Annotated in this window: 23 protein-coding genes; 10 read left to right on the forward strand and 13 right to left on the reverse strand. The window is 67.6% G+C overall.

The window, feature by feature from the left end; genetic code table 11:
- Positions 1–17: 17 nt before the first annotated feature.
- The 10 genes from rapZ to EV675_RS09100 form a co-directional block, all read right to left on the reverse strand.
- Complete coding sequence (gene rapZ / locus EV675_RS09055) at positions 18–935, reverse strand: RNase adapter RapZ (protein WP_130356936.1); 918 nt, start codon at positions 933–935, stop codon at positions 18–20.
- 182 nt (positions 936–1,117) lie between these two features.
- Positions 1,118–2,050, reverse strand: a complete 933-nt coding sequence (gene hprK, locus EV675_RS09060) for an HPr(Ser) kinase/phosphatase (protein WP_124687798.1) — start codon at positions 2,048–2,050, stop codon at positions 1,118–1,120.
- Between the two features lie 39 nt (positions 2,051–2,089).
- Positions 2,090–2,566 carry a PTS IIA-like nitrogen regulatory protein PtsN gene (ptsN, locus tag EV675_RS09065; RefSeq protein ID WP_087837517.1) on the reverse strand — a complete coding sequence of 159 codons (477 nt, stop codon included), beginning with the start codon at positions 2,564–2,566 and terminating at the stop codon, positions 2,090–2,092.
- A gap of 393 nt (positions 2,567–2,959) precedes the next feature.
- Positions 2,960–3,289 (reverse strand): ribosome hibernation-promoting factor, HPF/YfiA family, encoded by a 330-nt coding sequence (gene hpf, locus EV675_RS09070; RefSeq protein WP_124687799.1) that lies wholly within the window; start codon positions 3,287–3,289, stop codon positions 2,960–2,962.
- Positions 3,290–3,563: 274 nt separating this feature from the next.
- Positions 3,564–5,048 (reverse strand): RNA polymerase factor sigma-54, encoded by a 1,485-nt coding sequence (locus tag EV675_RS09075; protein WP_130356937.1) that lies wholly within the window; start codon positions 5,046–5,048, stop codon positions 3,564–3,566.
- Positions 5,049–5,057: 9 nt separating this feature from the next.
- Positions 5,058–5,867 carry an LPS export ABC transporter ATP-binding protein gene (gene lptB / locus EV675_RS09080; RefSeq protein WP_130356938.1) on the reverse strand — a complete coding sequence of 270 codons (810 nt, stop codon included), beginning with the start codon at positions 5,865–5,867 and terminating at the stop codon, positions 5,058–5,060.
- On the reverse strand, positions 5,864–6,472 hold the full coding sequence (gene lptA / locus EV675_RS09085) for a lipopolysaccharide transport periplasmic protein LptA (RefSeq protein WP_242621366.1): 609 nt from the start codon (positions 6,470–6,472) through the stop codon (positions 5,864–5,866). The genes lptB and lptA overlap by 4 nt, the downstream gene beginning before the upstream one ends.
- 7 nt (positions 6,473–6,479) lie before the next feature.
- Positions 6,480–7,097 carry an LPS export ABC transporter periplasmic protein LptC gene (lptC, locus tag EV675_RS09090; RefSeq protein ID WP_130356939.1) on the reverse strand — a complete coding sequence of 206 codons (618 nt, stop codon included), beginning with the start codon at positions 7,095–7,097 and terminating at the stop codon, positions 6,480–6,482.
- Positions 7,094–7,702 carry a KdsC family phosphatase gene (locus EV675_RS09095; RefSeq protein WP_130356940.1) on the reverse strand — a complete coding sequence of 203 codons (609 nt, stop codon included), beginning with the start codon at positions 7,700–7,702 and terminating at the stop codon, positions 7,094–7,096. The genes lptC and EV675_RS09095 overlap by 4 nt, the downstream gene beginning before the upstream one ends.
- A gap of 5 nt (positions 7,703–7,707) precedes the next feature.
- Positions 7,708–8,724, reverse strand: a complete 1,017-nt coding sequence (locus tag EV675_RS09100) for a KpsF/GutQ family sugar-phosphate isomerase (protein ID WP_130356941.1) — start codon at positions 8,722–8,724, stop codon at positions 7,708–7,710.
- Between the two features lie 212 nt (positions 8,725–8,936).
- Here EV675_RS09100 and EV675_RS09105 point away from each other — a divergent pair, with 212 nt between their 5' ends.
- On the forward strand, positions 8,937–9,476 hold the full coding sequence (locus EV675_RS09105) for an adenine phosphoribosyltransferase (protein WP_124687806.1): 540 nt from the start codon (positions 8,937–8,939) through the stop codon (positions 9,474–9,476).
- A gap of 13 nt (positions 9,477–9,489) precedes the next feature.
- On the opposite strand, the gene uvrA is transcribed toward EV675_RS09105, so the two are convergent.
- Positions 9,490–12,387, reverse strand: a complete 2,898-nt coding sequence (uvrA, locus tag EV675_RS09110) for an excinuclease ABC subunit UvrA (RefSeq protein WP_130356942.1) — start codon at positions 12,385–12,387, stop codon at positions 9,490–9,492.
- A 266-nt stretch (positions 12,388–12,653) separates the two neighbouring features.
- On the opposite strand from uvrA, the gene EV675_RS09115 reads away from it, so the two are divergent.
- From EV675_RS09115 to arsC, 6 genes are all read left to right on the forward strand, one after another.
- Positions 12,654–13,853: an MFS transporter gene (locus EV675_RS09115; RefSeq protein WP_130356943.1), complete on the forward strand. Its 1,200-nt coding sequence runs from the start codon at positions 12,654–12,656 to the stop codon at positions 13,851–13,853.
- 158 nt (positions 13,854–14,011) lie between these two features.
- Entirely contained in the window at positions 14,012–14,506 is a 495-nt protein-coding gene (gene ssb / locus EV675_RS09120; RefSeq protein WP_130356944.1) for a single-stranded DNA-binding protein, read from the forward strand.
- Between the two features lie 20 nt (positions 14,507–14,526).
- Positions 14,527–14,925 carry a VOC family protein gene (locus tag EV675_RS09125; RefSeq protein WP_130356945.1) on the forward strand — a complete coding sequence of 133 codons (399 nt, stop codon included), beginning with the start codon at positions 14,527–14,529 and terminating at the stop codon, positions 14,923–14,925.
- Positions 14,926–14,999: 74 nt separating this feature from the next.
- On the forward strand, positions 15,000–15,320 hold the full coding sequence (locus tag EV675_RS09130; RefSeq protein WP_130356946.1) for an ArsR/SmtB family transcription factor: 321 nt from the start codon (positions 15,000–15,002) through the stop codon (positions 15,318–15,320).
- Positions 15,321–15,324: 4 nt separating this feature from the next.
- Positions 15,325–16,389: an ACR3 family arsenite efflux transporter gene (gene arsB, locus EV675_RS09135; protein WP_130356947.1), complete on the forward strand. Its 1,065-nt coding sequence runs from the start codon at positions 15,325–15,327 to the stop codon at positions 16,387–16,389.
- Positions 16,386–16,808 (forward strand): arsenate reductase (glutaredoxin), encoded by a 423-nt coding sequence (gene arsC, locus EV675_RS09140; protein WP_130356948.1) that lies wholly within the window; start codon positions 16,386–16,388, stop codon positions 16,806–16,808. The genes arsB and arsC overlap by 4 nt, the downstream gene beginning before the upstream one ends.
- A 15-nt stretch (positions 16,809–16,823) precedes the next feature.
- Here the strand turns inward: arsC and EV675_RS09145 are convergent, their stop codons facing one another.
- Complete coding sequence (locus EV675_RS09145; protein ID WP_130356949.1) at positions 16,824–17,156, reverse strand: DUF190 domain-containing protein; 333 nt, start codon at positions 17,154–17,156, stop codon at positions 16,824–16,826.
- A gap of 19 nt (positions 17,157–17,175) precedes the next feature.
- Complete coding sequence (gene crcB, locus EV675_RS09150) at positions 17,176–17,559, reverse strand: fluoride efflux transporter CrcB (protein WP_130356950.1); 384 nt, start codon at positions 17,557–17,559, stop codon at positions 17,176–17,178.
- A gap of 99 nt (positions 17,560–17,658) precedes the next feature.
- Between crcB and EV675_RS09155 the strand changes: the two genes are divergently transcribed.
- Genes EV675_RS09155 through EV675_RS09165 form a run of 3 tightly spaced genes read left to right on the forward strand, consistent with a single transcriptional unit; the run spans position 17,659 to position 22,016 of the window.
- Positions 17,659–19,146, forward strand: coding sequence for an AMP nucleosidase (locus tag EV675_RS09155; RefSeq protein ID WP_130356951.1), 1,488 nt, complete (start codon positions 17,659–17,661; stop codon positions 19,144–19,146).
- 60 nt (positions 19,147–19,206) lie between these two features.
- Positions 19,207–20,766, forward strand: a complete 1,560-nt coding sequence (locus EV675_RS09160; protein WP_130356952.1) for an EAL domain-containing protein — start codon at positions 19,207–19,209, stop codon at positions 20,764–20,766.
- Between the two features lie 44 nt (positions 20,767–20,810).
- The gene (locus EV675_RS09165) at positions 20,811–22,016 is read left to right on the forward strand and encodes an MFS transporter (RefSeq protein WP_130356953.1); all 1,206 of its coding nucleotides are present in this window, start codon (positions 20,811–20,813) and stop codon (positions 22,014–22,016) included.
- Positions 22,017–22,106: the final 90 nt, after the last annotated feature.

A 22,106-nucleotide genomic window follows, 5' to 3' on the forward strand; every position in this document is an offset into this window, starting at 1 on the left:
GTCTGGGGTCCTGGATGCTAAGGTCTGGCAGGCGGCGGCGCCTCGGCGGGGCCACCGCCCGGATCATAAAGGTCGAACTGCTTTTGAGCACGGTGGCGCACCAGTACCTGCCCCTGGCCCGCGAACATCGCGGCCAGTTGTTCGACCACGTAGACCGACCGGTGCGTGCCGCCCGTACAGCCTATGGCCACCGTCAGGTAGCTGCGCGTGTCCTGCATGTACTCCGGCAGCCAGGTGCGGATGAAGGCGGCGATGTCGTCGATCATGCGCCCCACGCTGGGGATGGCCGCCAGGAAGTTCGCCACGGGGGCGTCCCGCCCCGTCAATGGCCGCAGGACCGGATCGTAGTGGGGGTTGGGCAGGCAGCGCACGTCGAACATCAGGTCCGCGTCCAGCGGCACGCTTTCCTTGAACGCGAACGACTCGAAGGTCAGCACCAGCGGCACGGTATCGGCCTGCACCACGTTGCGCACCCAGGACCGCAGTTGCGAGGGCGTCAGCCCCGTGGTGTCGATGACGTGGCCCAGCTCGCGCAGCGGCCCCAGCAATTCGCGTTCGTGCGCGATGCAGGCTTCGACCGAGGGGGCCACGCCTTCGTGGAAAAGCTTGTCGGTCAGCGGATGGCGGCGGCGCGATTCCGAATAGCGCTGTACCAGCGTGCCGGTGTCGGCGTCCAGGAATACCACCCGGATCTCGGTGCCCAGCGCGCGCAGCGCATTGATGGTGCCGGGCAGGCTGGCGATCGCCCCGCTGGAACGCGCGTCGATGGACACCCCGACACGCTGCAGCCCTTCATCGTGCGCGGCCGCGATGAAATCGTGAAGAAAGCGGACAGGAAGATTATCGACGCAGTTGTAGCCGGCATCCTCCAGGGTACGAAGAGCCACGGACTTGCCCGAGCCCGAGATACCGGTGATGAAAACGACACGTAACACAGCAGGCTTTGCCTCGTAAAAGAGGTTCGTTCGAAGCCTGAACAATAACGCACACTCCTGGACCTGTCCCTCTTTCCCCCTTGCCACGCCAGCCTATTGGTTGCCAGGGCGCCGCGGATCCGGCTCCGCCGGTCCGCCAGCGCCGCCCCCTGGGGGGCGCCCGAAGGGCGTAGGGGGGGCCTCTACGGCTCGCCGTTCTGGATCGCGTCCATCTGCCGTTCCATGAACTCGGTCATGGTGTCGATGCCGCGCAGTTGCAGGATGGCGTTGCGTACCGCCGCCTCGACCAGCACGGCCAGGTTGCGGCCGGCGGCCACCGGCAGGACGACCTTGCGTATGGGCAGGGCCAGCACGTCCTGGGTCATGGCCTGGAGGGGAAGGCGCTCGAAATTGGCTTCGGGCGAAGTGGTGCGGACCAGGTGGACGATGATCTTGAGCTTCATCTTCCGGCGCACCGAGGTCTCGCCGAAGATCGCGCGGATGTCCAGCAGGCCCAGGCCGCGCACTTCCAGCATGTTCTGCAGCAGCGGCGGGCAGCGGCCCTCGATCAGGTTGGGGGCGATGCGCGAGAACTCCACGGCGTCGTCGGCCACCAGGCCGTGGCCGCGCGAGATCAGCTCCAGCGCCAGCTCGCTCTTGCCCAGGCCGGATTCGCCGGAGATCAGCACCCCCATGCCGAGCACGTCCATGAACACGCCGTGCACGGTGGTGACGGGGGCGAGCTTCTTGGCCAGGTAGATGCGCAGCAGGTCGATGACCTGCGCCGCCGAGCGGGGCGAGGCCAGCAGCGGCACGTTGCGCTGCTCGCAGTGTTCCAGCAGGTCGGCGGGGGCGGCCAGGCCGTCGGCCATGATGATGGCCGGCACGCCGCTGGCCAGCAGTTCATCCAGGTGATGGGCGCGCCGGCGGGCTTCCAGGCGGGCGTAGAACGCCAGTTCCTCGTGGCCGAAGACCTGGATGCGGGACGGGTGGATGAGGTTCAGGTGGCCGACCAGGTCGGCGGCGGCCAGGCAGGTATCGGGCAGCGGCGAACGATTCGCGTTCGAGCGCCCCGCCAGCCAGCTCAAGGAAATCTTGTCGGTGTTCTCGTCGACCAGTTTTTCGATAGTAAGCATGGGGCACACGGAAAAGGCGGCCGACCGGGGCCGGCCGGGTCAGACCGCGGCGTCGGACTGGGCCGGTTCCCAGTGGGTCAGCAGCGAGTGGATCGCGCTGGCCGAAGGTTCGGTGGCCAGGGCCTCGCGCAGCGCGCGGTTGGACAGCATCTGCGCCAGCTCGGACAGGATTTCCAGGTGCACCTGGGTGGCCTGCTCGGGCACGAGCAGGAACACCAGCATCTGCACGGGCTTGCCATCGGGAGCGTCGAAATTGATGGGCTGGGCCAGGCGCACGAAGGCGGCCACGGCATCGGTCAGCCCCTTGATGCGGCCGTGGGGGACGGCAACGCCTTGCCCCAGGCCGGTCGAGCCGAGCCGTTCGCGCGCGAACAGGCTGTCGAACACCACCGAGCGGGCGATGCCGTGATTGTTCTCGAACAATAGGCCGACTTGTTCGAAAACGCGCTTCTTGCTGGTGACTTCCAGATCAAGCAGCACGTTCGAAGGGGGGAGTATCCGCGAGATCAGATTCATAACGTATGCGCCGGTCGGGCGATACAAATTCGCACAATGGATGGACCGGGCGACATCTTTTGGAGATGGACGTCGATTATAGCCAGCGTCCCGGTTCTGTCACGAAAAGCGGCACTTTTGTGCCCCGCAAACAACCCGTCCGTACCTCCGCGTACCGCCGCATGCCCTCGTTCCCCGAAGGAAGCGCCCACCTGAGGCAAGACGACCTTCCCCGAAAACCATGGCGCAGCGCGACATTTCTCGATCCCGGTCACGGATACTGGACGCGAACCCATCCTTTAAACGTAACAACGGCGGGAAAAGCCTCCTTTCCCCGCCAGCCGATGTTTTATCCAGGGCACCGCGGATCCGGCTCCGCCGGTCCGCCAGTGCCGCCCCCCGGGGGGGCGCCCGTCAGGGCGTAGGGGGGGGAATTCTTTTCATTGCTTCCTCGACCCGAGGTCGCTGGACCTTGTCCTTGTACTTGATGACCTGCCGGTCGACTTTATCGACAAGGGCGTCGATGGCCGCGTATAGATTTTCTTCTTGGGCCTCGCAATGGACGTCCTTGCCTCGGAGATGCATGGTGATTTCCGCGCTGTGGCGCAGTTTTTCCACGGAAAGCAGCACCTGGATATCGATGACGTGATCGAAATGCCTCAGCACCCGCGTGAGCTTGTTCAGGACGTACTCACGTATGGCAGGGGTCACGATGAGGTGATGTCCGCTGATGCTCAGATTCATGTAAAGCCCTCCTTGAAGCAATGTACCGGGAGATCTCCCGGAGCCCGCGCCCATGTCCGCAGGGCATGGGCGCTTGTGGCACGAGCGTGCCACTTTGCTTGCGTCGCTCCGACGTTCCGGATGTCGCCACGCAATCGAAGTGGCTGGCACATGCGTTTTCAGCGGTTGCTATAAAGATGAGCCTTTATCCGGGGCTTTCAAGTACGGTCTAACCCTAGCATCGCGATTGGGTGATGGATACGCGGCATGCGATGCCGCGCGGGCGCGATCCGTACTAGATGCTCTTACGCAGGGAAACCGGCGGAATCTTGAGCGCTTCGCGGTATTTGGCCACCGTGCGGCGGGCCACGACGATACCCTGCTCCCCCAGCGTCTGCGCAAGTTGGCTGTCGGATAGTGGCTGGGTAGGATCCTCCGCACCAATGAGTTGCTTGATCAGCGCACGGATCGCCGTGGACGATGCCGCTCCTCCGGTCTCCGTGGCGACGTGGCTGCCGAAGAAATACTTCAGCTCGAAAGTCCCCAGCGGGGTGAGCATGTATTTCTGCGTGGTGACGCGTGAGATCGTCGACTCATGCAAGCCTAGTGTATCTGCTATTTCGCGTAATACAAGAGGCCGCATGGCGACCTCGCCATGGTTGAGGAAACCCTGCTGCCGGTCGACGATGGCCTGGGCCACGCGCAGGATGGTATCGAAGCGTTGCTGGACATTGCGTATCAGCCAGCGCGCCTCCTGCAACTGCGAGGACAGCCCGGGATGGGCCGAGCTGCGTTCCGATTTCAGGATCTGCGCGTACATCTGGTTGATGCGCAGCCGCGGCATGGCTTCGCCGTTGAGCATGGCGCGCCACTGGCTGCCGGCCTTGCGCACGATCACGTCGGGCACGACATAGTCCGCGGCGGGCGACGAATAGCGTGAACCGGGGCGCGGGTCGAGCCGGCGGATCAGGCTCTGGGCCGCGCGCAACTGGTCGTCGTTGCAGCCCAGCGCCTTGCGCAGCTTGGCGTAGTCCCGCGCGCCCAGCAGCGGCAGGTGCTGCGCGGCGATCTGGCGGGCCAGCGCCAGCACTTCGGCATCGCGGGCCTCGGGCAGGCAATCGAGGTCCGGCACGCGCAATTGCAGGCACAGGCACTCGGAAATGTTGCGGGCGCCCACGCCGGCCGGGTCGAAGGACTGGAGCAGTCCCAGCGCGGAACGCAGCTCGTCGGCATCGATCTCCAGCTCGGCCGGGAACAGCGCGGCCAGTTCTTCCAGCGACACGTCCAGGTAGCCGTTGTCGTCCAGTTCGTCGACCAGCGCCGTCACCAGCGCCGCATCGCGCGGCGTGGCCTGCGTGAGCGCGAGCTGGCCCAGCAGGTGCTCGCGCAGCGAGGCATCGGGCGCCGCCAGCTGCGGCGCGGTGTCGTCGTCGTGCTCGCCGCCGGGGCGGTGCAGCTCCGGCATGTCGGGCAGGTCGGGCGGGTCCGCCGCATCGCCGGCATCGGCCGGCGACGGGGCCTCGGTGGCGTCGCCGGCCGGTTCGCCGTCGGCGTCCGGCGAGGCGGGCGTGGTCGTGTGCATGCTGCCGTCGGCGTCGACCCGCAGCGTGGCCGCCACGGGATCGTCTTCGCGTTCGAGCAGCGGGTTCTCCTGCAGGATCTGCTCGATCTCGTGTTCGAGTTCGAGCGTCGACAATTGCAACAGCTTGATCGACTGCTGCAGCGCCGGCGTCAGCGCCAGGTGCTGGGAGGTGCGAAGTTGGAGTCCGGGTTTGAGCATGGGCACCGCTTACATGCGGAAGTGTTCGCCGAGGTAGACCCGCCGCACGGCGGGATCGCCGACGATTTCCTCGGGGTGCCCGCTGGCCAGGACCGTGCCGTCGCTGATGATGTAGGCGCGGTCGCAGATGCCCAGGGTCTCGCGCACGTTGTGGTCGGTGATGAGCACGCCTATGCCGCGCCCCTTCAGGAAGCGCACGATGCGCTGGATCTCGATGACGGCGATCGGGTCTACGCCGGCGAACGGTTCGTCCAGCAGGATGAAGCGCGGATTGGTGGCGAGCGCGCGGGCGATCTCGACGCGGCGGCGTTCGCCGCCGGACAGCGAGATCGCGGCGTTGCTGCGGATGTGTCCGATCTGTAATTCGTCCAGCAGCGACTCCAGGCTTTCGTTCACCTGTTTCGTGCCGAGCGGCGCACCCTGTTCGTCGCGCTGCAGTTCCAGCACCGCGCGGATGTTCTGTTCGACGTTGAGCCGGCGAAAGACGGAGGCATCCTGGGGCAGGTAGGAAAGGCCCAGCCGCGCGCGCTTGTGGATGGGCAGGCTGGTGACCGAGACGCGATCGATGTCGATGCTGCCGGCGTCGGCCGGCACCAGTCCGACGATCATGTAGAAGCACGTGGTCTTGCCGGCGCCGTTGGGGCCCAGCAGTCCGACCACCTCGCCGCCGTCCACGTGCAGCGACACGTTCTTGACCACCGTGCGCCCCTGGTAGGACTTGCGCAGGCCTTCGGCCCGCAGGCGGCCTTCGCCCTGGGCGGATTCCTCGGCGCGCGGCGCCCCGGCCGGCTTTCCGGCCTCGACGATCGGCGCGTTCATTGCGCGGCCTTGCCCGAAGCCGGGGCGCCACAGCCCGCCGCCGGCGTGCCGGCGGCCGTCTGGCCGCGCGGCTGGATGATGGTGCGCACGCGCTGGTTCGGCGTGGGGGCCTGCGGCCCGCCGGTCGCGGTATAGGTGTCGGTGCGCTGGTTGTAGGTCACGCGCTGGCCGCGCACTTCGTCGACCATCTGTTCGCAGGCCAGCCGCTTGACCACCGCTTTCGAGATGAAATGGATCAGCTCCCCGCGGCCGTCGTACTCGACGCGCTCGGCCACGCCCTCGACGTATTCGTCGGTGCCCTCGCGCCGCTGGCGCACGTTGACCAGCTTGCCGCCGTTGGCGGTGGCGACGCCGAATTGATAGCCCTCGGCGTCCTCGCGCAGTTCGAGCCGGTCGGCGCGCAGGATCAGCGAGCCCTTGGTCAGCACGACGTTGCCGGTGAAGATGCTGGTCTGTTTCAGATCGTCGTAGCGCAGCGAATCGGCATCCACCGTGGTCGGCTGGTTGCGGTCGGCGGCGGCCGCGAGCGCCTGGGCGCCGCAGGCGAGGGCCGCCAGGGCGAGCATGGCCTGGGCGGCGTATCGGGAGAATCGGTGATGTGGCACGGTGTTTCTATCCTTTGGATGGCTGTCGGGCCGGGGGCGCGGCCGGCCGCGTGCTGCCCGGCACGATCTGCACCCGTGTCTGCTCGTTGACCTTCAGTTCGCGCGAGACGTTGTCATAGCGCATGCCGCGTCCCTGTACGCGTGTGGTGCCGTTGACCACGGTGGCGGGCAGGTCCGTGTAGGCGACATCCTCGTCGGGCAGCAGGGTGACTTCCTCGCTGCGTATGTTCAGCTCGGGACGCCCCTGCCCGGGCAGCCGCCGCAACTGGACGTCGCCGCGCATGACCACGCGCGCGCCGTCCTGGTCCATCCTGGCGTGCTGCGAGGTGGCCGTCATGGTCGGCCGCTCGGTGCGCTGGCTGACCGCGCGGAACTGCGTGACTTCCGACGAGTCGTCGTCCGGGTAGTGTTCCAGCCGGTCGCCTTCCATCCGCGTCATGGGCATGCCGTGCTCGTCGCTGCGGACCATGACGAACTGCTCGACGAAGGAGTCGATCTCGTGGGTCAGCCGGCGCGGGGGATCTTCCCGTACCGCCCGCTTGGCGTAGTCGGCCGCCCACCACGTGCCGGCCACCAGGGCGGCCAGCAGCGCGATCGATACCCCGGAGGCGAATCGGTCTTTCATTGGGGAGAGGATCCGGCGGTGATGGTCGTGCGGGTGCGGCTGGTGATGTAGCCGCCCAGCCGGCCCTGCGCGGCCAGGATCAGGTCGCAGCATTCGCGCGCCGCGCCGTCGCCGGCGGGGCGGGTGGCCACCCAGTGGGCGGCCTGGGCGACGTAGACCGGCGCCTCGGAAACGCTGGCGGCGAAGCCCACGCGCTGCATCGCGGCCAGGTCGATGATGTCGTCGCCCATGAATCCGACGTCGTCCAGCTCGACGTTGCAGCGCTGCGCCAGCGCGGTGACGGCCGCGCTCTTGTCGCGCACGCCCTGCTGGACCTCGGAGATGCCCAGCTCGGCGGCGCGCCGCGACACGGTAGGCGAGTCGCGTCCGGTCATGAACACGACCTCGATCCCGCTTTCATGCAGCATGCGCAGCCCGAAGCCGTCCAGCGCATGGAAGCGCTTCACGGTTTCGCCGTGCTCGCCGTAGTACAGGCGGCCGTCGGTCAGGACGCCGTCGACGTCGAAAATCATCATCCGCAGGCGGGCGACGCGTTCGCGCACGTCTTGCGGCACGCGGGCCAGGATCAGGGCTTCGGCCGGATGGGGAGGGAGAGGAATCGCCATGGAACTCAGAGCACCTTTGCTGCCATCAGGTCGTGGGTATGGAGGGCGCCGACCAGCCGGCCGGTGGCGTCGAGCACCAGCAACTGGTTCTTGCGGTTGTCGTCCATCAGCGCGGCCGCCTCGGTGGCAAGGGCGTCCGGGCCGATGTAGAGGGGGTTGCGCGTCATGCCGGCAACCACGGTCAGATTGCGGATGTCGCCTTCGCGCTCGATCAGGCGGCGCAGGTCGCCGTCGGTGAAGATGCCGACCACGCGGTCGCCGTCGACCACGGCGGTCATGCCCATGCTCTTGCGGGTGATCTCGACCAGGGCTTCGGTGACCGATGCCGTGATCGGTACGATGGGCACGTCCTTCCCGGTGCGCATGACGTCGCTGACGTGGGTCAGCAGGCGGCGGCCCAGGGCGCCGCCCGGGTGCGAGCGGGCGAAGTCCTCGGGGCCGAAGCCGCGCGCTTCCAGGCAGGCCACCGCCAGCGCGTCGCCCAGCGCCAGCGCGGTGGTGGTGCTGGCCGTGGGCGCGAGGTTCAGCGGGCAGGCTTCCTGCGGCACGCTGGCATCCAGGTGCACGTCGGCCAGCTGCGCGAGTTCGGAGTCCGGGTTGCCGGTGATGGCGATGAGCGGCGATCCCAGGCGCTTGACGACGGGCACGATGGTGAGCAGTTCCGCCGTGGTGCCCGAATACGAGATCGTGACCAGCACGTCGTTGGCGGTGATCATGCCCAGGTCGCCGTGCACGGCCTCGGCGGCATGGACGAAGAAGGCGGGCGTGCCGGTCGAGGCGAAGGTGGCGGCGACCTTGCGGGCGATGTGGCCGGACTTGCCGATGCCGCTGACCACCACGCGTCCGGGGCAGGCCAGCAGGATGTCGACCGCGCGCACGAAAGTGCGGTCCAGGCGGCTGGACAGGGCCTTGAGCGCCTCGATTTCCACCGCCAGGGTGCTGCGGGCCGAGTCGATGACGTCGACGGGGCCGGAAGCGCCGGGAACGTATACGTTGGACGTGCCGTTGTCTGAGGTGTTCATGATGGGTCCGGGCCGGTGCCGCGGGAGGGCGGGCGGCGAAAAAACGCGCCTCGCGTCGCCTCGCGTGGCAACGGTCATTCAATTGCGACGATCTACCAGTATAGTAGCAAGGGCACGATCCTTGCTTCACGCTCTTTGCGTTACAGTGGCGTCCTGTGCCGCCGGGGCGCCGCCCTCTGGTTGCCCCCCGATTCCTTCCTGTCGAGCCCGCCATGTTCCTGGACCCGAACTACATCCGAGACCGCATACGCACGGTGCCCGACTGGCCCGAGCCCGGCGTGCAGTTCCGGGACATCACGCCGCTGCTGCAGGACCCCCGCAGCTTCCGCGTGCTGATCGAGCTGTTCGTCTACCGCTACATGAACCAGCGCCTGGACCTGGTGGCCGGCATCGATGCGCGGGGATTCATCGTCGGCAGCGTGATCGCGCACGAACTGAACCTCGGCTTCGTGCCCGTGCGCAAGAAAGGCAAGCTGCCCTACGACACCATCGCCGAGCACTATGCCCTGGAATACGGCAGCTCGACGGTGGAGATGCACGCCGACGCCGTGCGCCCGGGGCAGCGGGTGGTGCTGGTGGACGACCTGGTCGCCACCGGCGGCACCATGCTGGCCGGCATGAAGCTGCTGCAGCGGCTGGGCGCCAACGTGGTCGAGGCGGCCGCCGTCATCGACCTGCCCCAACTGGGCGGATCGAAGGCGATACGCGATTCGGGGCTGAATCTCTACACCGTCTGCGAATTCGACGAGTGATCGGCCGGCCGCGTCAGCCGGCCTTGCGCCGGGGCGCGCGAACAGCCTTGGGCGGCGCGCCGGCGGCCAGGAATTTCTTCAGATAGCTGCCGGTGTGGCTGCCCGGCGCCTGCGCGATTTCCTCGGGCGTGCCCTGGGCCACGATGCTGCCGCCCCCGCCGCCGCCTTCCGGCCCCATGTCTACGATCCAGTCCGCCGTCTTGATGACGTCCAGGTTGTGTTCGATCACGACCACCGTGTTGCCGGCGTCCACCAGGTGCCCGATCACTTCCAGCAATAGCGAGATATCGTGGAAGTGCAGGCCGGTGGTCGGTTCGTCCAGGATGTACAGAGTGCGGCCGGTGCCGCGCTTGGACAGCTCCTGCGACAGCTTGACCCGCTGCGCCTCGCCGCCCGACAGGGTGGTGGCGCTTTGCCCCAGGCGGATGTAGCCCAGTCCCACGTCGATCAGCGTCTGCAGCCGGCGGGCGATGGCCGGAACGGCCTCGAAATACTCCAGCGCCTGCTCGACGGTCAGGTCCAGCACTTCGCTGATGTTGCGGCCCCGGTAGCGGATTTCCAGCGTTTCGCGGTTGTAGCGGCTGCCGTGGCAGACGTCGCAGGGGACGTAGATGTCCGGCAGGAAGTGCATTTCCACCTTGACCACGCCGTCGCCCTGGCAGGCTTCGCAGCGGCCGCCCTTGACGTTGAAGCTGAATCGGCCGGGATCGTAGCCCCGGGCCCGGGCCTCCGGCACGCCGGCGAACAACTCCCGTATCGGCGTGAACAGGCCGGTATAGGTGGCCGGGTTGCTGCGCGGCGTGCGGCCGATCGGGCTCTGGTCCACGCTGATGATCTTGTCGAAATGCTCCAGCCCCTCGATGGACTCGTAGGGCGCGGGCTCGGTCTGGCTGTTGTACAGGTGGCGCGAGACCACGTTGACCAGCGTATCGTTGATCAGCGTCGATTTGCCCGACCCCGAGACGCCGGTGATGCAGACCAGGCGGCCCGCCGGGATGCGCAGGTCCACGCCTTTGAGGTTGTTGCCCGAACAGCCCTTGAGCTCCAGCCACGGCAGTTCGTCCTGGCCGGCCACAGGCCGGCGGGCGGGAATGGCGATGGTCTTCTGGCCGCTCAGGTACTGGCCGGTCAGCGACTGCGGATCGGCCACGATGTCGGCCGGCGAGCCTTGTGCCACGACCTCCCCGCCGTGCTCGCCCGCGCCCGGGCCCATGTCCACGACCCAGTCCGCTTCGCGGATCATGTCCTCGTCGTGCTCGACCACGATCACGCTGTTGCCGAGGTTGCGCAGGTGCCGCAGGGTGCCGATCAGCCGGTCGTTGTCGCGCTGGTGCAGGCCGATGGAAGGCTCGTCCAGCACGTACATCACGCCGGTCAGGCCCGAGCCGATCTGGCTGGCCAGGCGGATGCGCTGGGCCTCGCCGCCCGAGATGGTGTCGGCGCTGCGGTCCAGCGACAGGTAGCTCAGCCCGACGTTGTTCAGGAAGCTGAGCCGGGCGGAGATCTCGCGCACGATGCGGTCGGCGATCTCGCGCTTGGCGCCGGTCAGCGCCAGTTGCTCGAACCAGTGCAGGCAGTCGGACAGCGGCAGGGCCTCCAACTGGTAGATCGCGCGCCCCTGGTCGTCCTCGCCCACGCGGACGTTGCGGGCTTCGGCACGCAGCCGCGAGCCGCCGCAGTCGGGACAGGTCCGCACGTTCCGGTACTTGCCCAGTTCCTCGCGCACGGTGGCCGAGTCGGTTTCCTTCCAGCGGCGTTCGAGATTGGGGATCACGCCTTCGAAGGGGTGCGAGCGCACGGTCGTGCGGCCCTTCTCGTTCACGTAGGTGAAGGCGATTTCCTGCTCGCCCGAGCCGTACAGCACGCGCTGCTGGGTGTCCTCGGACAGTTCCTCGAAAGGGGTGTCGACGTCGAAGTCGTAGAAGGCCGCCAGGCTGGTCAGCAACTGATGGTAGAAGGGGTTGCGCCGGTCCCAGCCGCGGATCGCGCCGCCGGCCAGGCTCAGTTCGGGAAACGCCACCACCCGCTTCGGATCGAAGAAGCCCACGTGGCCGATGCCGTCGCAGCTCGGGCAGGCGCCGATGGGGTTGTTGAAGCTGAACAGGCGCGGTTCGAGTTCCGGCAGGCTGTGCCCGCACACCGGGCAGGCGTAGCGGCTGGAGAACAGGTGCTCGCGTTCATGGTCGTCGGCGCCGGCATCCATTTCCAGCACGATGGCCCGCCCCTCGGCCAGGCCGATGGCGGTCTCGAAGCTCTCGGCCAGCCGCTGCTGGGCCTCGGGCCGCACGCGCAGGCGGTCGATCACCACGTCTATGCTGTGCTTTTCGGTTTTCTTCAGCGGCGGGACGCTGTCGATGTCCAGCACCTCGCCGTCCACGCGCACCCGCACGAAACCCTGGGCCTGCAGGTTGGCCAGTTCGTCCTCGAAACTGCCCTTGCGGTCGCGCACCAGCGGCGCCAGGATCGCCAGCCGGCTTTCGGCCGGCAGGGCCAGCGTGATGTCCACCATCTGGCTGACGCTTTGCGCCTGCAGCGGCAGCTGATGATCGGGGCAGTAGGGCGTACCCACCCGCGCGAACAGCAGGCGCAGGTAATCGTGGATTTCCGTGACCGTGCCAACGGTCGAGCGCGGATTGTGGCTGGCGGCCTTCTGCTCGATGGAGATGGCCGGCGACAGGCCCTCGATCAGGTCGACCTCGGGCTTGTCCATCAATTGCAGGAACTGGCGGGCGTAGGCGGACAGGCTTTCCACATAGCGCCGCTGGCCTTCCGCATACAGGGTGTCGAATGCCAGGGATGACTTGCCCGAACCGGATAACCCTGTGATCACGACAAGCTGGTGGCGGGGCAATTCCAGCGAGACGTTCTTCAGATTGTGGGTGCGCGCACCCCTGATGCGGATGACATCCATCAAGCAAACCTTTTACGCGAGCGGTGGCGAAAGCCAACTTGGTAATATAACCCCCCCGTACGCGCTGACGCGCGCCCCCCAGGGGGCGGGCGGCGGGGGACCGGCGGAGCCGGATCCCCCGTGCCCTGGTCTAGTTCGGCTTTCTTGGTGCGGGGCATCTGTGCTTCGCTGGCTGGCAGGGGGAGCTGCGGTGCCGCGTGTCGGCGCGTGGGGGGGCGGTCCCCTTTAATTTTGCTTTTTGACGAATGGCTAACCCTTCATTTCGGATGACTCCTTTCGAGCGTCGCGCGAGCTTGTCGCTGGCGGCGCTGTTCATGTGCCGGATGCTGGGGTTGTTCCTGCTGCTGCCGGTGTTCGCGGTGGCGGCGAAGGCCTTGCCGGGGGGGAACGATCCGGCGCGGGTGGGGTTGGCGCTGGGCATGTACGGGCTGACCCAGGCGTTCATGCAGATTCCGTTCGGGCTGGTCTCGGACCGCTGGGGCCGGCGGCCGGTGGTGGTGATGGGGCTGGTGCTGTTCGTCGCCGGCAGCGTGGTCTGCGCGACCACCGACGACCTGTTCTGGATCACGATCGGCCGGGCCATCCAGGGTTCGGGCGCAATTTCGGCGGCGGTGACGGCCTGGCTGGCCGATGCCACGCGCGACGAGGTGCGGACCAAGGCCATGGCCATGATAGGCGCCTCGATCGGGCTGACCTTCGCGGTATCGCTGGTGCTGGCCCCCGTGGTGGTGGGCTGGGGCGGGCTGACCGGCCTGTTCTGGACCATTGCCGCGCTGGGCGTGGCCGCGCTGGGCGTGGCCGCCTGGGTGGTCCCGGCCGCGCCGCCGGCGCCGCGGGGCGAGCCGGCATCCATGTCCAGCGTGCTGTCGCACCCCGACCTGCTGCGGCTGAACCTGGGCGTCTTCACCCTGCACCTGATCCAGGTCGCGCTGTTCGTGGTGGTGCCCGCCGCGCTGGTGCACACCGGCGGCCTGGACGCCTCCACGCTGTGGAAGGTCTACCTGCCGGTGGTGCTGGCCTCGTTCGTCGTCATGGTGCCGGTGATCGGCGTCACCGAACGCTACGCCACCCACCGCAAGACCCTGCTGGGCGCCGTTGCCGGGCTCGTGCTGGTATGCATGTTCCTGCCGTGGGCGCAGGACCACTACGGCTGGCTGGTCGGCGCCATGATCGCCTTCTTCTCGGTCTTCAACATCCTGGAGGCCATGCAGCCTTCGCTGGTGTCCCGCGTGGCGCCGCCGTCGCTCAAGGGACTGGCCCTGGGTTTCTATAATACGAGCCAGGCCATCGGGCTTTTCGCCGGCGGGGCGCTGGGGGGCTGGCTGGTTTCCCACCTGGGGGCCGCGGCGGTATTCCAGGTGGCGGCGGGGCTGGCGGTAATATGGCTGCTGGCGGCCTGGGGGATGAAACCCCTGCCCGCCAGGCGGGCCGCGCAGCCGGAGCGGGTATCCCACCCCGCCATCTGAGCCCTTCCTGTCCCATTTACGCACGAGACCGTATTGCGGTCGGCGCATTTTCAACCAATGATGTTTTTTTCTTGTGGCCCGTGGCCGCGCCGGGCGGGGGTGGCTACAATCCCTCCGCTTCGCCGCGGGCCGGTGAATAAGTCAATAGGAGTGTGGTAATGGCATCCGTCAACAAAGTCATCCTGGTCGGCAACCTGGGCCGCGACCCTGAAGTTCGCTACACGCCCGATGGCGCCGCGATCTGCAACGTGTCCATCGCCACCACGTCCCAATGGAAGGACAAGAACTCGGGCGAACGCCGCGAGGAAACCGAGTGGCACCGCGTGGTGTTCTACAACCGCCTGGCCGAGATCGCCGGCGAATACCTGAAGAAGGGCCGTTCGGTGTACGTGGAAGGCCGCCTGAAGACACGCAAGTGGCAGGACAAGGACACCGGCGCCGATAAGTACACGACCGAGATCGTCGCCGACCAGATGCAGATGCTGGGCGGCCGCGAAGGCGGCGGTGGTGGTGGCGAAGGCGGCTATGGCGATTCCGCGCCGGCCCAGCGCCCGTCCAACCGTCCGGCCAGCGGTGGCGGCGGCCAGCGTCCGGCTTCGCAGTCCAGCTCGGCGCCGAACTTCGCCGACATGGACGACGACATCCCGTTCTGACGGGCACGGCTGGCTCCTCGATGCTCCATCACGTTTCTTTCGGCGTGGCCGACCTGCGCCGGGCCGCCGGTTTCTACGACGCGGTGCTCGGGGCGCTGGGATACGCGCGCGTCTGGACGGATTTCGACGGCGAGCCCGATACGCAAGCCATCGGCTACGGCATTCCCGGAGGGGGCGACAAGCTCGCACTCAAGCAATGCACGAAAGGGGTTGCCGTGCCGGGGCCAGGCTTCCATCTCGCCTTTTCCGCGCCAAGCCGTGATGCCGTCGACCGCTTCCATGAAGCGGCCCTGCGCCACGGCGGCCTCGACAACGGGGCGGCAGGGCTGCGGCCCCGCTATGGCCCGACCTACTACGCGGCATTCGTGGTCGACCCGGAAGGCAACCGCATCGAGGCCGTCATCAACACGGCGGCCTGACCGGCCGAATCCCGCTCCGCCTTGGCGGAGTTTTTTCATGGCCGATAATTCAATAATCGTTGTATCATTGAATTATGAAAGAAGACCAAGCCATCGCCGCCCTGGGAGCCCTGGCCCACCCCCAGCGCCTGCGCGTGTTCCGCGCCCTGGTCGTGGCCGGGCCGCAGGGGCTCACCCCCAGCGTCCTGGCCGGGCAACTGGAGGTTGCGCGCAATGCCTTGTCCTTCCACCTGAAGGAACTGGCTCATGCCGGACTCGTCAGCGTCGAGCAACAGGGGCGCAACCTGATCTACCGGGCCGAGTATGGCGAGATGAACGGTTTGATCGGATACCTGACCGAACACTGCTGCCAGGGGGCCGTCTGCGACGTGTCCGCCTCCCGATGCGAGTGTTGACCCCATGAACGTCTTCGAACGATTCCTTACCCTGTGGGTGGCGCTGTGCATCGTCGCCGGCATCGCGCTGGGCCAGGCCGCGCCAGGCGTCTTCCAGGCCATCGGCAGGCTGGAAATCGCGCGGGTCAACCTGCCGGTGGGGGGGCTGATCTGGGTCATGATCGTGCCCATGCTGCTGAAGGTGGACTTCGCCGCGCTGGGCCAGGTCCGGCGGCACTGGCGCGGCATCGGCGTCACGCTGTTCATCAACTGGGCCGTCAAGCCGTTCTCGATGGCGCTGCTGGCCTGGCTGTTCATCCGGCACGTCTTCGCCGCGTGGCTGCCGGCCGACCAGCTCGACGGCTACGTCGCCGGCCTGATCCTGCTGGCCGCGGCGCCATGTACCGCCATGGTGTTCGTCTGGAGCCGGTTGACCGGCGGCGATCCGGTGTTCACGTTGTCCCAGGTCGCGCTGAACGACACCATCATGGTGTTCGCCTTCGCGCCCCTCGTGGGGCTGCTGCTGGGCCTGTCGGCGATCACCGTGCCATGGGCGACCTTGCTGGTGTCGGTCGGTCTGTACATCGTGGTTCCCGTCCTGCTCGCCCAACTCTGGCGCCGAGCGCTGCTGCGCCGTGGGCAGCCCGCCTTCGACCGCGCCCTGGCCCGCCTCGGGCCGCTTTCCATCGCCGCGCTGCTGCTGACCCTGGTGCTGCTGTTCGCGTTCCAGGGCGAGGCCATCCTGCGCCAGCCGCTGGTGATCGCCATGCTGGCGGTGCCCATCCTGATCCAGGTGTTCTTCAATTCCGGCCTGGCTTACTGGCTCAATCGCCGGGTGGGCGAGCAGCACAGCATCGCCTGTCCGTCGGCGCTGATCGGCGCCAGCAACTTCTTCGAACTGGCGGTGGCCGCGGCCATCAGTCTGTTCGGCTTCCATTCCGGGGCGGCGCTGGCGACCGTGGTGGGCGTGCTGATCGAGGTGCCGGTGATGCTGCTGGTGGTGCGCATCGTCAACCGCTCCCGGGGCTGGTATGACGCCGGCACCGCGAATGCAGCCGCTTCATCGTCCAACCCAGGGGTGTCCCCATGAGCGCAGTCACGATCTACCACAACCCCGCCTGCGGCACGTCGCGCAACGTGCTGGGCCTGATTCGCAATAGCGGTGAAGAGCCGGTCGTCATCGAATACCTGAAGACGCCGCCGGACCGGGATACGCTGAAGCGGCTGATCGCCGCGATGGGCGTGCCGGTGCGGGATGTCCTGCGCATCAAGGGAACGCCTTATCAGGAACTGGGCCTGGACGATCCTAAGTGGGACGACGAGGCGCTGATCGATTGCATGCTCCAGCACCCCATCCTGATCAATCGGCCCATCGTCGTCACGCCGCTGGGCACTCGCCTGTGCCGGCCGTCGGAAACCGTGCTGGACATCCTGCCGTCGCCGCAACGCGGGGCCTACGCCAAGGAGGACGGCGCACCCGTGGTCGATGCGCAGGGGCGGCGCGTCTGAGCGCGCCGCCGGTCTTCAGCCTTTCGTCGGCGCCTGGGCACCCACCCGCCCGAACTCCACCGCTTGCTTGACGTAGAACAGGTCGATCGGTTCCTGCGCCAGGGCGGCCAGCAGCCGGTCGCTGGTTGGCGCGTCGACGGCGATGGCGACTTCGACCGGCTGGTCCGCCAGCTCGAAGAAGCGCGCCGAATGGAAGCGGCCGGTGTGTCCGAAGCTTTCGCCGGCGGGCACCAGGGTGCCGCCCAGTGCGCCTTGCGTCTTGGCGAAGGCCAGCAGCCAGTGGGCCAGGGGCTGGCCGTCGTGGCGCCGGTCCTGCTGGGTGAAGAAGGTCAGTTGGAAGCCGTTCACGATGTGTCTCCTTGCGGGGTCAGGACTGCCGCAGTCCGGCGTAGGTGGCGATGCCGAGCAGGGTCATCGCGACGGATCCGCCCACGTGGACCAGGATGGTCGCGGCCACCCAGCCCAGCCGCTGTTGCTGGATCAGGGCGACCAGTTCGGCCGAGAAGGTGGAGAAGGTGGTCAGCCCGCCGCAGAAGCCGGTGATGATCAACAGCCGCCAATGCGGCGGCAGGGCGGGATTGCTGGCGAAATAAGCCACGGCCAGGCCGATGATGTAGGCGCCGATGAGGTTGGCCGCCAGGGTGCCCGGCGGCATGGCCGGCAGCAGGGCGTTCAGGCCCAGCCCCAGGACCCAGCGCAGCAGCGCCCCGACGGCGGCGCCGATGGCGATCGCGATTACCGCGAGCAGCATGAGGGACTCCTTGCGAAGGCGGGGTAGTGTAGTACGAGGCCGCGGGACCGGCCAAGCCGCGTTCGGCTAAGCTATGTCAAGCCCTTCTCAAAGCCGATCATGACTCCGCCCGCCAGTGTCCTCCTTCGCCATCCCGCTCCCTGGCCCGCCGAATCCTTCCGCGATCCCGACGCGGCCGTCCAGCGCCTGATCGACATCTACACGCGCAATACCGCCTTCCTGTGCGACAGTTTCCGGGAAGTGGTCGCCACGCAGGCGTCCTCGCCCGGCCGGTTCCGCGCCTGCTATCCGTTCATCCGGATCAGCGTGAACACCTACGACGAGGTGGATTCGCGCCTGTCCTATGGGCACGTGGCCGAACCCGGCGTCTACCAGACCACCGTCACCAAGCCCAAGTTGTTCCGCTCCTACCTGACCGAGCAACTGCGGCAGTTGATGGCCAACCATGGCGTCGCGGTGGAGATCGGCGAATCCGACGTGCCCATCGCGCTGCATTTCGCCTTTCCCGATGGCATCTACGTCGAGGGCGAGGACATCGAGGCGCTCAAGCGCCCCTTGCGGGACCTGTTCGATACGCCCGATCTCGCGGTCACGGACGATGCCATCGTCAACGGCTCCCATCGCCACCCGCCGGACGGGCCGCAGCCGCTGGCGCCGTTCACCGCGCCGCGCATCGACTACTCGCTGCACCGCCTGCAGCACTACACCGCCACCGCGCCCTCGCATTTCCAGAATTTCGTGTTGTTCACCAACTACCAGTTCTACGTGGACGAATTCTGCCTGCGCGCCCGCACGCTGGTGGCGCAGGGGCAGTACGACGCGCTGGTCGAGCCGGGCAACCGCGTCACCCGCGCGGGCGACCCGCTGCCCGATCCGGCGGCACCGATGTCGCGGCTGCCGCAGATGCCGGCCTATCACCTGGTGCGCGAAGGGCATTCGGGCATCACTCTGGTCAACATCGGCGTGGGGCCGTCCAACGCCAAGACCATCACCGACCATATCGCGGTGCTGCGTCCGCATGCCTGGCTGATGCTGGGGCATTGCGCCGGGCTGCGGGCCTCGCAGCGGCTGGGCGACTATGTGCTGGCGCATGGCTATGTGCGCGACGACCACGTGCTGGACGCGGACCTGCCGACCTGGGTGCCGATACCGCCGCTGGCCGAGGTGCAGGTGGCGCTGGAGCAGGCGGTGGAAGAAGTGGCCGGGTTGTCGGGCTGGGAACTCAAGCGCATCATGCGCACCGGCACGGTGGCGACCATAGACAATCGCAACTGGGAACTGCGCGAGCACCTGGAGCCGGTGCAACGGTTCTCGCAGTCGCGCGCCATCGCCCTGGACATGGAATCGGCCACCATCGCGGCCAATGGCTTTCGCTTCCGCGTGCCCTACGGCACCCTGCTGTGCGTGTCGGACAAGCCCCTGCATGGCGAGCTGAAGCTGCCGGGGATGGCCAGCGCGTTCTATCGCCGGCAGGTGGGCCAGCACCTGGACATCGGGCTGCGGGCGCTGGAGATCCTGAGCAAGATGCCGCCCGAGCGGCTGCATTCGCGCAAGCTGCGCAGTTTCCTGGAGACCGCGTTCCAGTAGCGGGGCGTGCTACTCGCACGGTAGGATGCGATCCATGATCCGTGCGTGAAAGGGGGCGGCGTGGCGACCGGGGGACGGCACGACAAGCGTTGGTGGCTGAGGTGGCTGCTGGTGGCGGCCGCCGCCGCATTGCCGCTGGTGGTGGCGGTGCCCTTCGTCTACATGCAGGCCGGCCTGCTGGCGCGCCACGACGCGCGCGGCGCCGCCGAAGTGGTGATGCGCCAGGCCGATGCCATGTTCGCCGAGGCCGACAGGCTGGCCGCCGAGATGGCGCCGCAGGCCGGCAAGTCCTGTGCCGAAGCCGACGCCACGCTGCGCGAGGCGGCCTTCCAGCCGTATTTCCGCGCCATCGTCCTGGTTCGGCACCGCGTGCTCTATTGTTCCTCGATCACGGAAGCGTTTTCGCTGCCGCTGGCGCGGCTGCTGCCGGACGGCGAGGTGCCGCCGGGGCGATCCTTTCATTTCGTCCCCGGCACTCCCATGGTCCCGGACCGGCCCGCGGTGATGGCGATCCGCCTGGACGAGGCCGGCGACGGCGTCATCGTCACGGTGGATGGCCGCTACCTGCGGGATCTGCTGGACTCGGTCGGCGGCACCGGCCGCTACCGGATCGGCATCGAGGCGCTGGATGGCCGGCACGGGCTGGCGGGGCGGCGGGTAGGGGTTCCGCCCCCGGGCGCCCATTTCGTGCAGGACGTGGTATCGACGATCTATCCGTTCCGGGTACGGTCCCTGGCGGATGCGGCATTGCTGGCCGAATATCGGAAGCGGCTGGCGGGCAGCTACGCACCCTTCGTCGTCCTGCTTGCCCTGCTGCTGGGCTATCTGTGCCACCACTTCCTGAAGTACCGGTTCTCGCTGGTGGCCGCCATCCGGCGCGGCATGCGGCGCGGCGAGTTCGAAGTCCACTATCAGCCCGTCATCGATCTGCGCGACGGATCGTGCGCGGGCGCCGAGGCGCTGATGCGCTGGTTTCGCCCCGGCCAGGGCGCGGTGCGGCCGGACCTGTTCTTCGCCGTGGCCGAGACCAGCGGCCTGGCGATTCCGCTGACCCGGCATCTGTTCAAGCTGGTGGGGCGGGACCTGCGCCGCTGTCCGATGGGCCCGCGATTCCGTGTCGGCCTGAACGTCACCGCCAGCCATCTGGTGGAGCCGGGCATCGTCGAGGACGTTGCCCGCCTGCGCAAGGTGGTCGGTTCGGGTGCGGCGGATTTCGTGCTGGAGATCACCGAGCGCGAGCCCCTGCCTCCCATCGAGCAGGTCTACGAGAACATGGGGGTGCTCAGCGCCAGCGGCGTGAAGCTGGCCATCGACGACTTCGGCACGGGCCACAGTTCGCTGGCCTATCTGGAAAGGTTTCCGGTCGATTACCTGAAGATAGACCGAGGTTTCGTGTCGGCCATCGGCACGGACGCGGTCAATGCCTCGGTGCTGGAGATGATCATCGGGCTGGCGTCGCGGCTGGGGGTGGAGCTGACCGCCGAAGGCGTGGAGACGCGCGAACAGCTCGACTATCTTGCCGCCCAGGGGGTGTACTACGCGCAGGGCTTCCTGTATGCCCGGCCCATGCCCATCGAGGCCCTGCGGGCCTGGGTGGACGAGTTCGACGGCACGGCGTGAGCTAACATCCAGGGTCGTCCCGCCCACTTACGCCGCCCCGTCCCATGCTGCAGCTCGAACGCGTATTCCCCGCATTGTCCGAACCCACGATGCGGCGCTACCTGATGGGGCAGGGGGTATCGGTGCTGGGGAGCTGGACGCAGAACGTCACGCTCAACCTGGTCGTCTACCATCTGTCGGGATCGGCCGCCGTGCTGGCCCTGCTCAACTTCCTGCTGTACGGGCCGCAGTTGGTGGTCGCGCCGCTGGCGGGGGCGCGGGTCAACGCGGCCAACGCGCGCCGCTCGACGCTCGGCGTGCTCTATTCCTCGATGACCGTGGCCTGCATCCTGGCGGCGCTGTCGCTGCTGCACTGGCTGACGCTGCCCATCATCCTGGCGCTGGCGCTGTGCGCGGGCGTGCTGAACGCGATCGAGACGCCGTCCCGCCAGGTCCTGCTGCTGACCGGCCTGGAAGACCCGGCGCTGCTGCCCAACGCCATCGCCATGAACACCATGGTCTACAACGTGGGGCGCATGGTGGGGCCGAGCATGGCCGCCATCATCTATCCCATGTTCGGCCAGGCCGCGGCCTTCCTGACCTATGCCGCCGCGCTGGTGTTCATGGCCTGGTGCGTGCGGTCGATGCCCCGCCGCGCGGCGGCAGCCTCGTCGCCTTCGCATGATCGCGGGGGCCTGCGCAACGCGCTGGTCTACGTGCTGGACGACCGTTTCACCGCCAAGTACCTTTCCATCCTGGCCTGCATGGGCCTGCTGGCGGGCAGCTACCAGACGCTGGTGCCGCTGCTGGCGGACCGGGTCTTCCACGACGCCGCCCGATATACCGGCGTCTTCTTCGCCTGCGCAGGCATGGGCGCGCTGGCCGCCGCGGTGGTCCTGTCGTCCTCCATCGCATCGCGCACCGCCAGCCTGCTGCGGTTCGCGCCCTGGATCGCCTGCGTGGCGCTGGCGCTGCTGTCCATCAGCTGGAGCAGCGCCGTCAGCGGCCTGGCCTTCGTGCTGCTGGGCTTCTGCCTGAGCTTCTCGGCCACCTCGACCAACGCCACCATCCAGCGCCGCTGCCCGGAGTCCGTGCGCGGCGCGCTGGTCGGCCTCTATGGCATGGCCTACAACGGCACCATGCCTTTCGGCTATCTGCTGGTCGGTTCGTTTTCGGAGGCATTCACGGTAACCGGCGCGTTCGGCACCATGGCCGCGGTGCTGGCCACGTGCATAGGCCTGTTGACACTGCTGTACTGGCGCAAGACCTGAAGCGGAAAACGCCGATCAGAGGGAGGATTCGCGCGCTGGCGCATCGACTCCCGCCCAGCATGGCCGGTAGAATGGACCGGGCTTCGAGCA

This window comes from Pigmentiphaga kullae (assembly GCF_004216695.1).
In the GTDB taxonomy this organism is placed as follows: domain Bacteria; phylum Pseudomonadota; class Gammaproteobacteria; order Burkholderiales; family Burkholderiaceae_B; genus Pigmentiphaga; species Pigmentiphaga kullae.

What these genes read in the sequence shown, in the direction of transcription:
- hprK (WP_124687798.1), bottom strand. Translation starts at nt 2,050, where the DNA reads ATGCTTACTATCGAAAAACTGGTCGACGAGAACACCGACAAGATTTCC.
- ptsN (WP_087837517.1), bottom strand. Translation starts at nt 2,566, where the DNA reads ATGAATCTGATCTCGCGGATACTCCCCCCTTCGAACGTGCTGCTTGAT.
- hpf (WP_124687799.1), bottom strand. Translation starts at nt 3,289, where the DNA reads ATGAATCTGAGCATCAGCGGACATCACCTCATCGTGACCCCTGCCATA.
- EV675_RS09075 (WP_130356937.1), bottom strand. Translation starts at nt 5,048, where the DNA reads ATGCTCAAACCCGGACTCCAACTTCGCACCTCCCAGCACCTGGCGCTG.
- lptB (WP_130356938.1), bottom strand. Translation starts at nt 5,867, where the DNA reads ATGAACGCGCCGATCGTCGAGGCCGGAAAGCCGGCCGGGGCGCCGCGC.
- lptC (WP_130356939.1), bottom strand. Translation starts at nt 7,097, where the DNA reads ATGAAAGACCGATTCGCCTCCGGGGTATCGATCGCGCTGCTGGCCGCC.
- EV675_RS09095 (WP_130356940.1), bottom strand. Translation starts at nt 7,702, where the DNA reads ATGGCGATTCCTCTCCCTCCCCATCCGGCCGAAGCCCTGATCCTGGCC.
- EV675_RS09100 (WP_130356941.1), bottom strand. Translation starts at nt 8,724, where the DNA reads ATGAACACCTCAGACAACGGCACGTCCAACGTATACGTTCCCGGCGCT.
- EV675_RS09105 (WP_124687806.1), top strand. Translation starts at nt 8,937, where the DNA reads ATGTTCCTGGACCCGAACTACATCCGAGACCGCATACGCACGGTGCCC.
- uvrA (WP_130356942.1), bottom strand. Translation starts at nt 12,387, where the DNA reads ATGGATGTCATCCGCATCAGGGGTGCGCGCACCCACAATCTGAAGAAC.
- EV675_RS09115 (WP_130356943.1), top strand. Translation starts at nt 12,654, where the DNA reads ATGACTCCTTTCGAGCGTCGCGCGAGCTTGTCGCTGGCGGCGCTGTTC.
- ssb (WP_130356944.1), top strand. Translation starts at nt 14,012, where the DNA reads ATGGCATCCGTCAACAAAGTCATCCTGGTCGGCAACCTGGGCCGCGAC.
- EV675_RS09125 (WP_130356945.1), top strand. Translation starts at nt 14,527, where the DNA reads ATGCTCCATCACGTTTCTTTCGGCGTGGCCGACCTGCGCCGGGCCGCC.
- EV675_RS09130 (WP_130356946.1), top strand. Translation starts at nt 15,000, where the DNA reads ATGAAAGAAGACCAAGCCATCGCCGCCCTGGGAGCCCTGGCCCACCCC.
- arsB (WP_130356947.1), top strand. Translation starts at nt 15,325, where the DNA reads ATGAACGTCTTCGAACGATTCCTTACCCTGTGGGTGGCGCTGTGCATC.
- arsC (WP_130356948.1), top strand. Translation starts at nt 16,386, where the DNA reads ATGAGCGCAGTCACGATCTACCACAACCCCGCCTGCGGCACGTCGCGC.
- crcB (WP_130356950.1), bottom strand. Translation starts at nt 17,559, where the DNA reads ATGCTGCTCGCGGTAATCGCGATCGCCATCGGCGCCGCCGTCGGGGCG.
- EV675_RS09155 (WP_130356951.1), top strand. Translation starts at nt 17,659, where the DNA reads ATGACTCCGCCCGCCAGTGTCCTCCTTCGCCATCCCGCTCCCTGGCCC.
- EV675_RS09165 (WP_130356953.1), top strand. Translation starts at nt 20,811, where the DNA reads ATGCTGCAGCTCGAACGCGTATTCCCCGCATTGTCCGAACCCACGATG.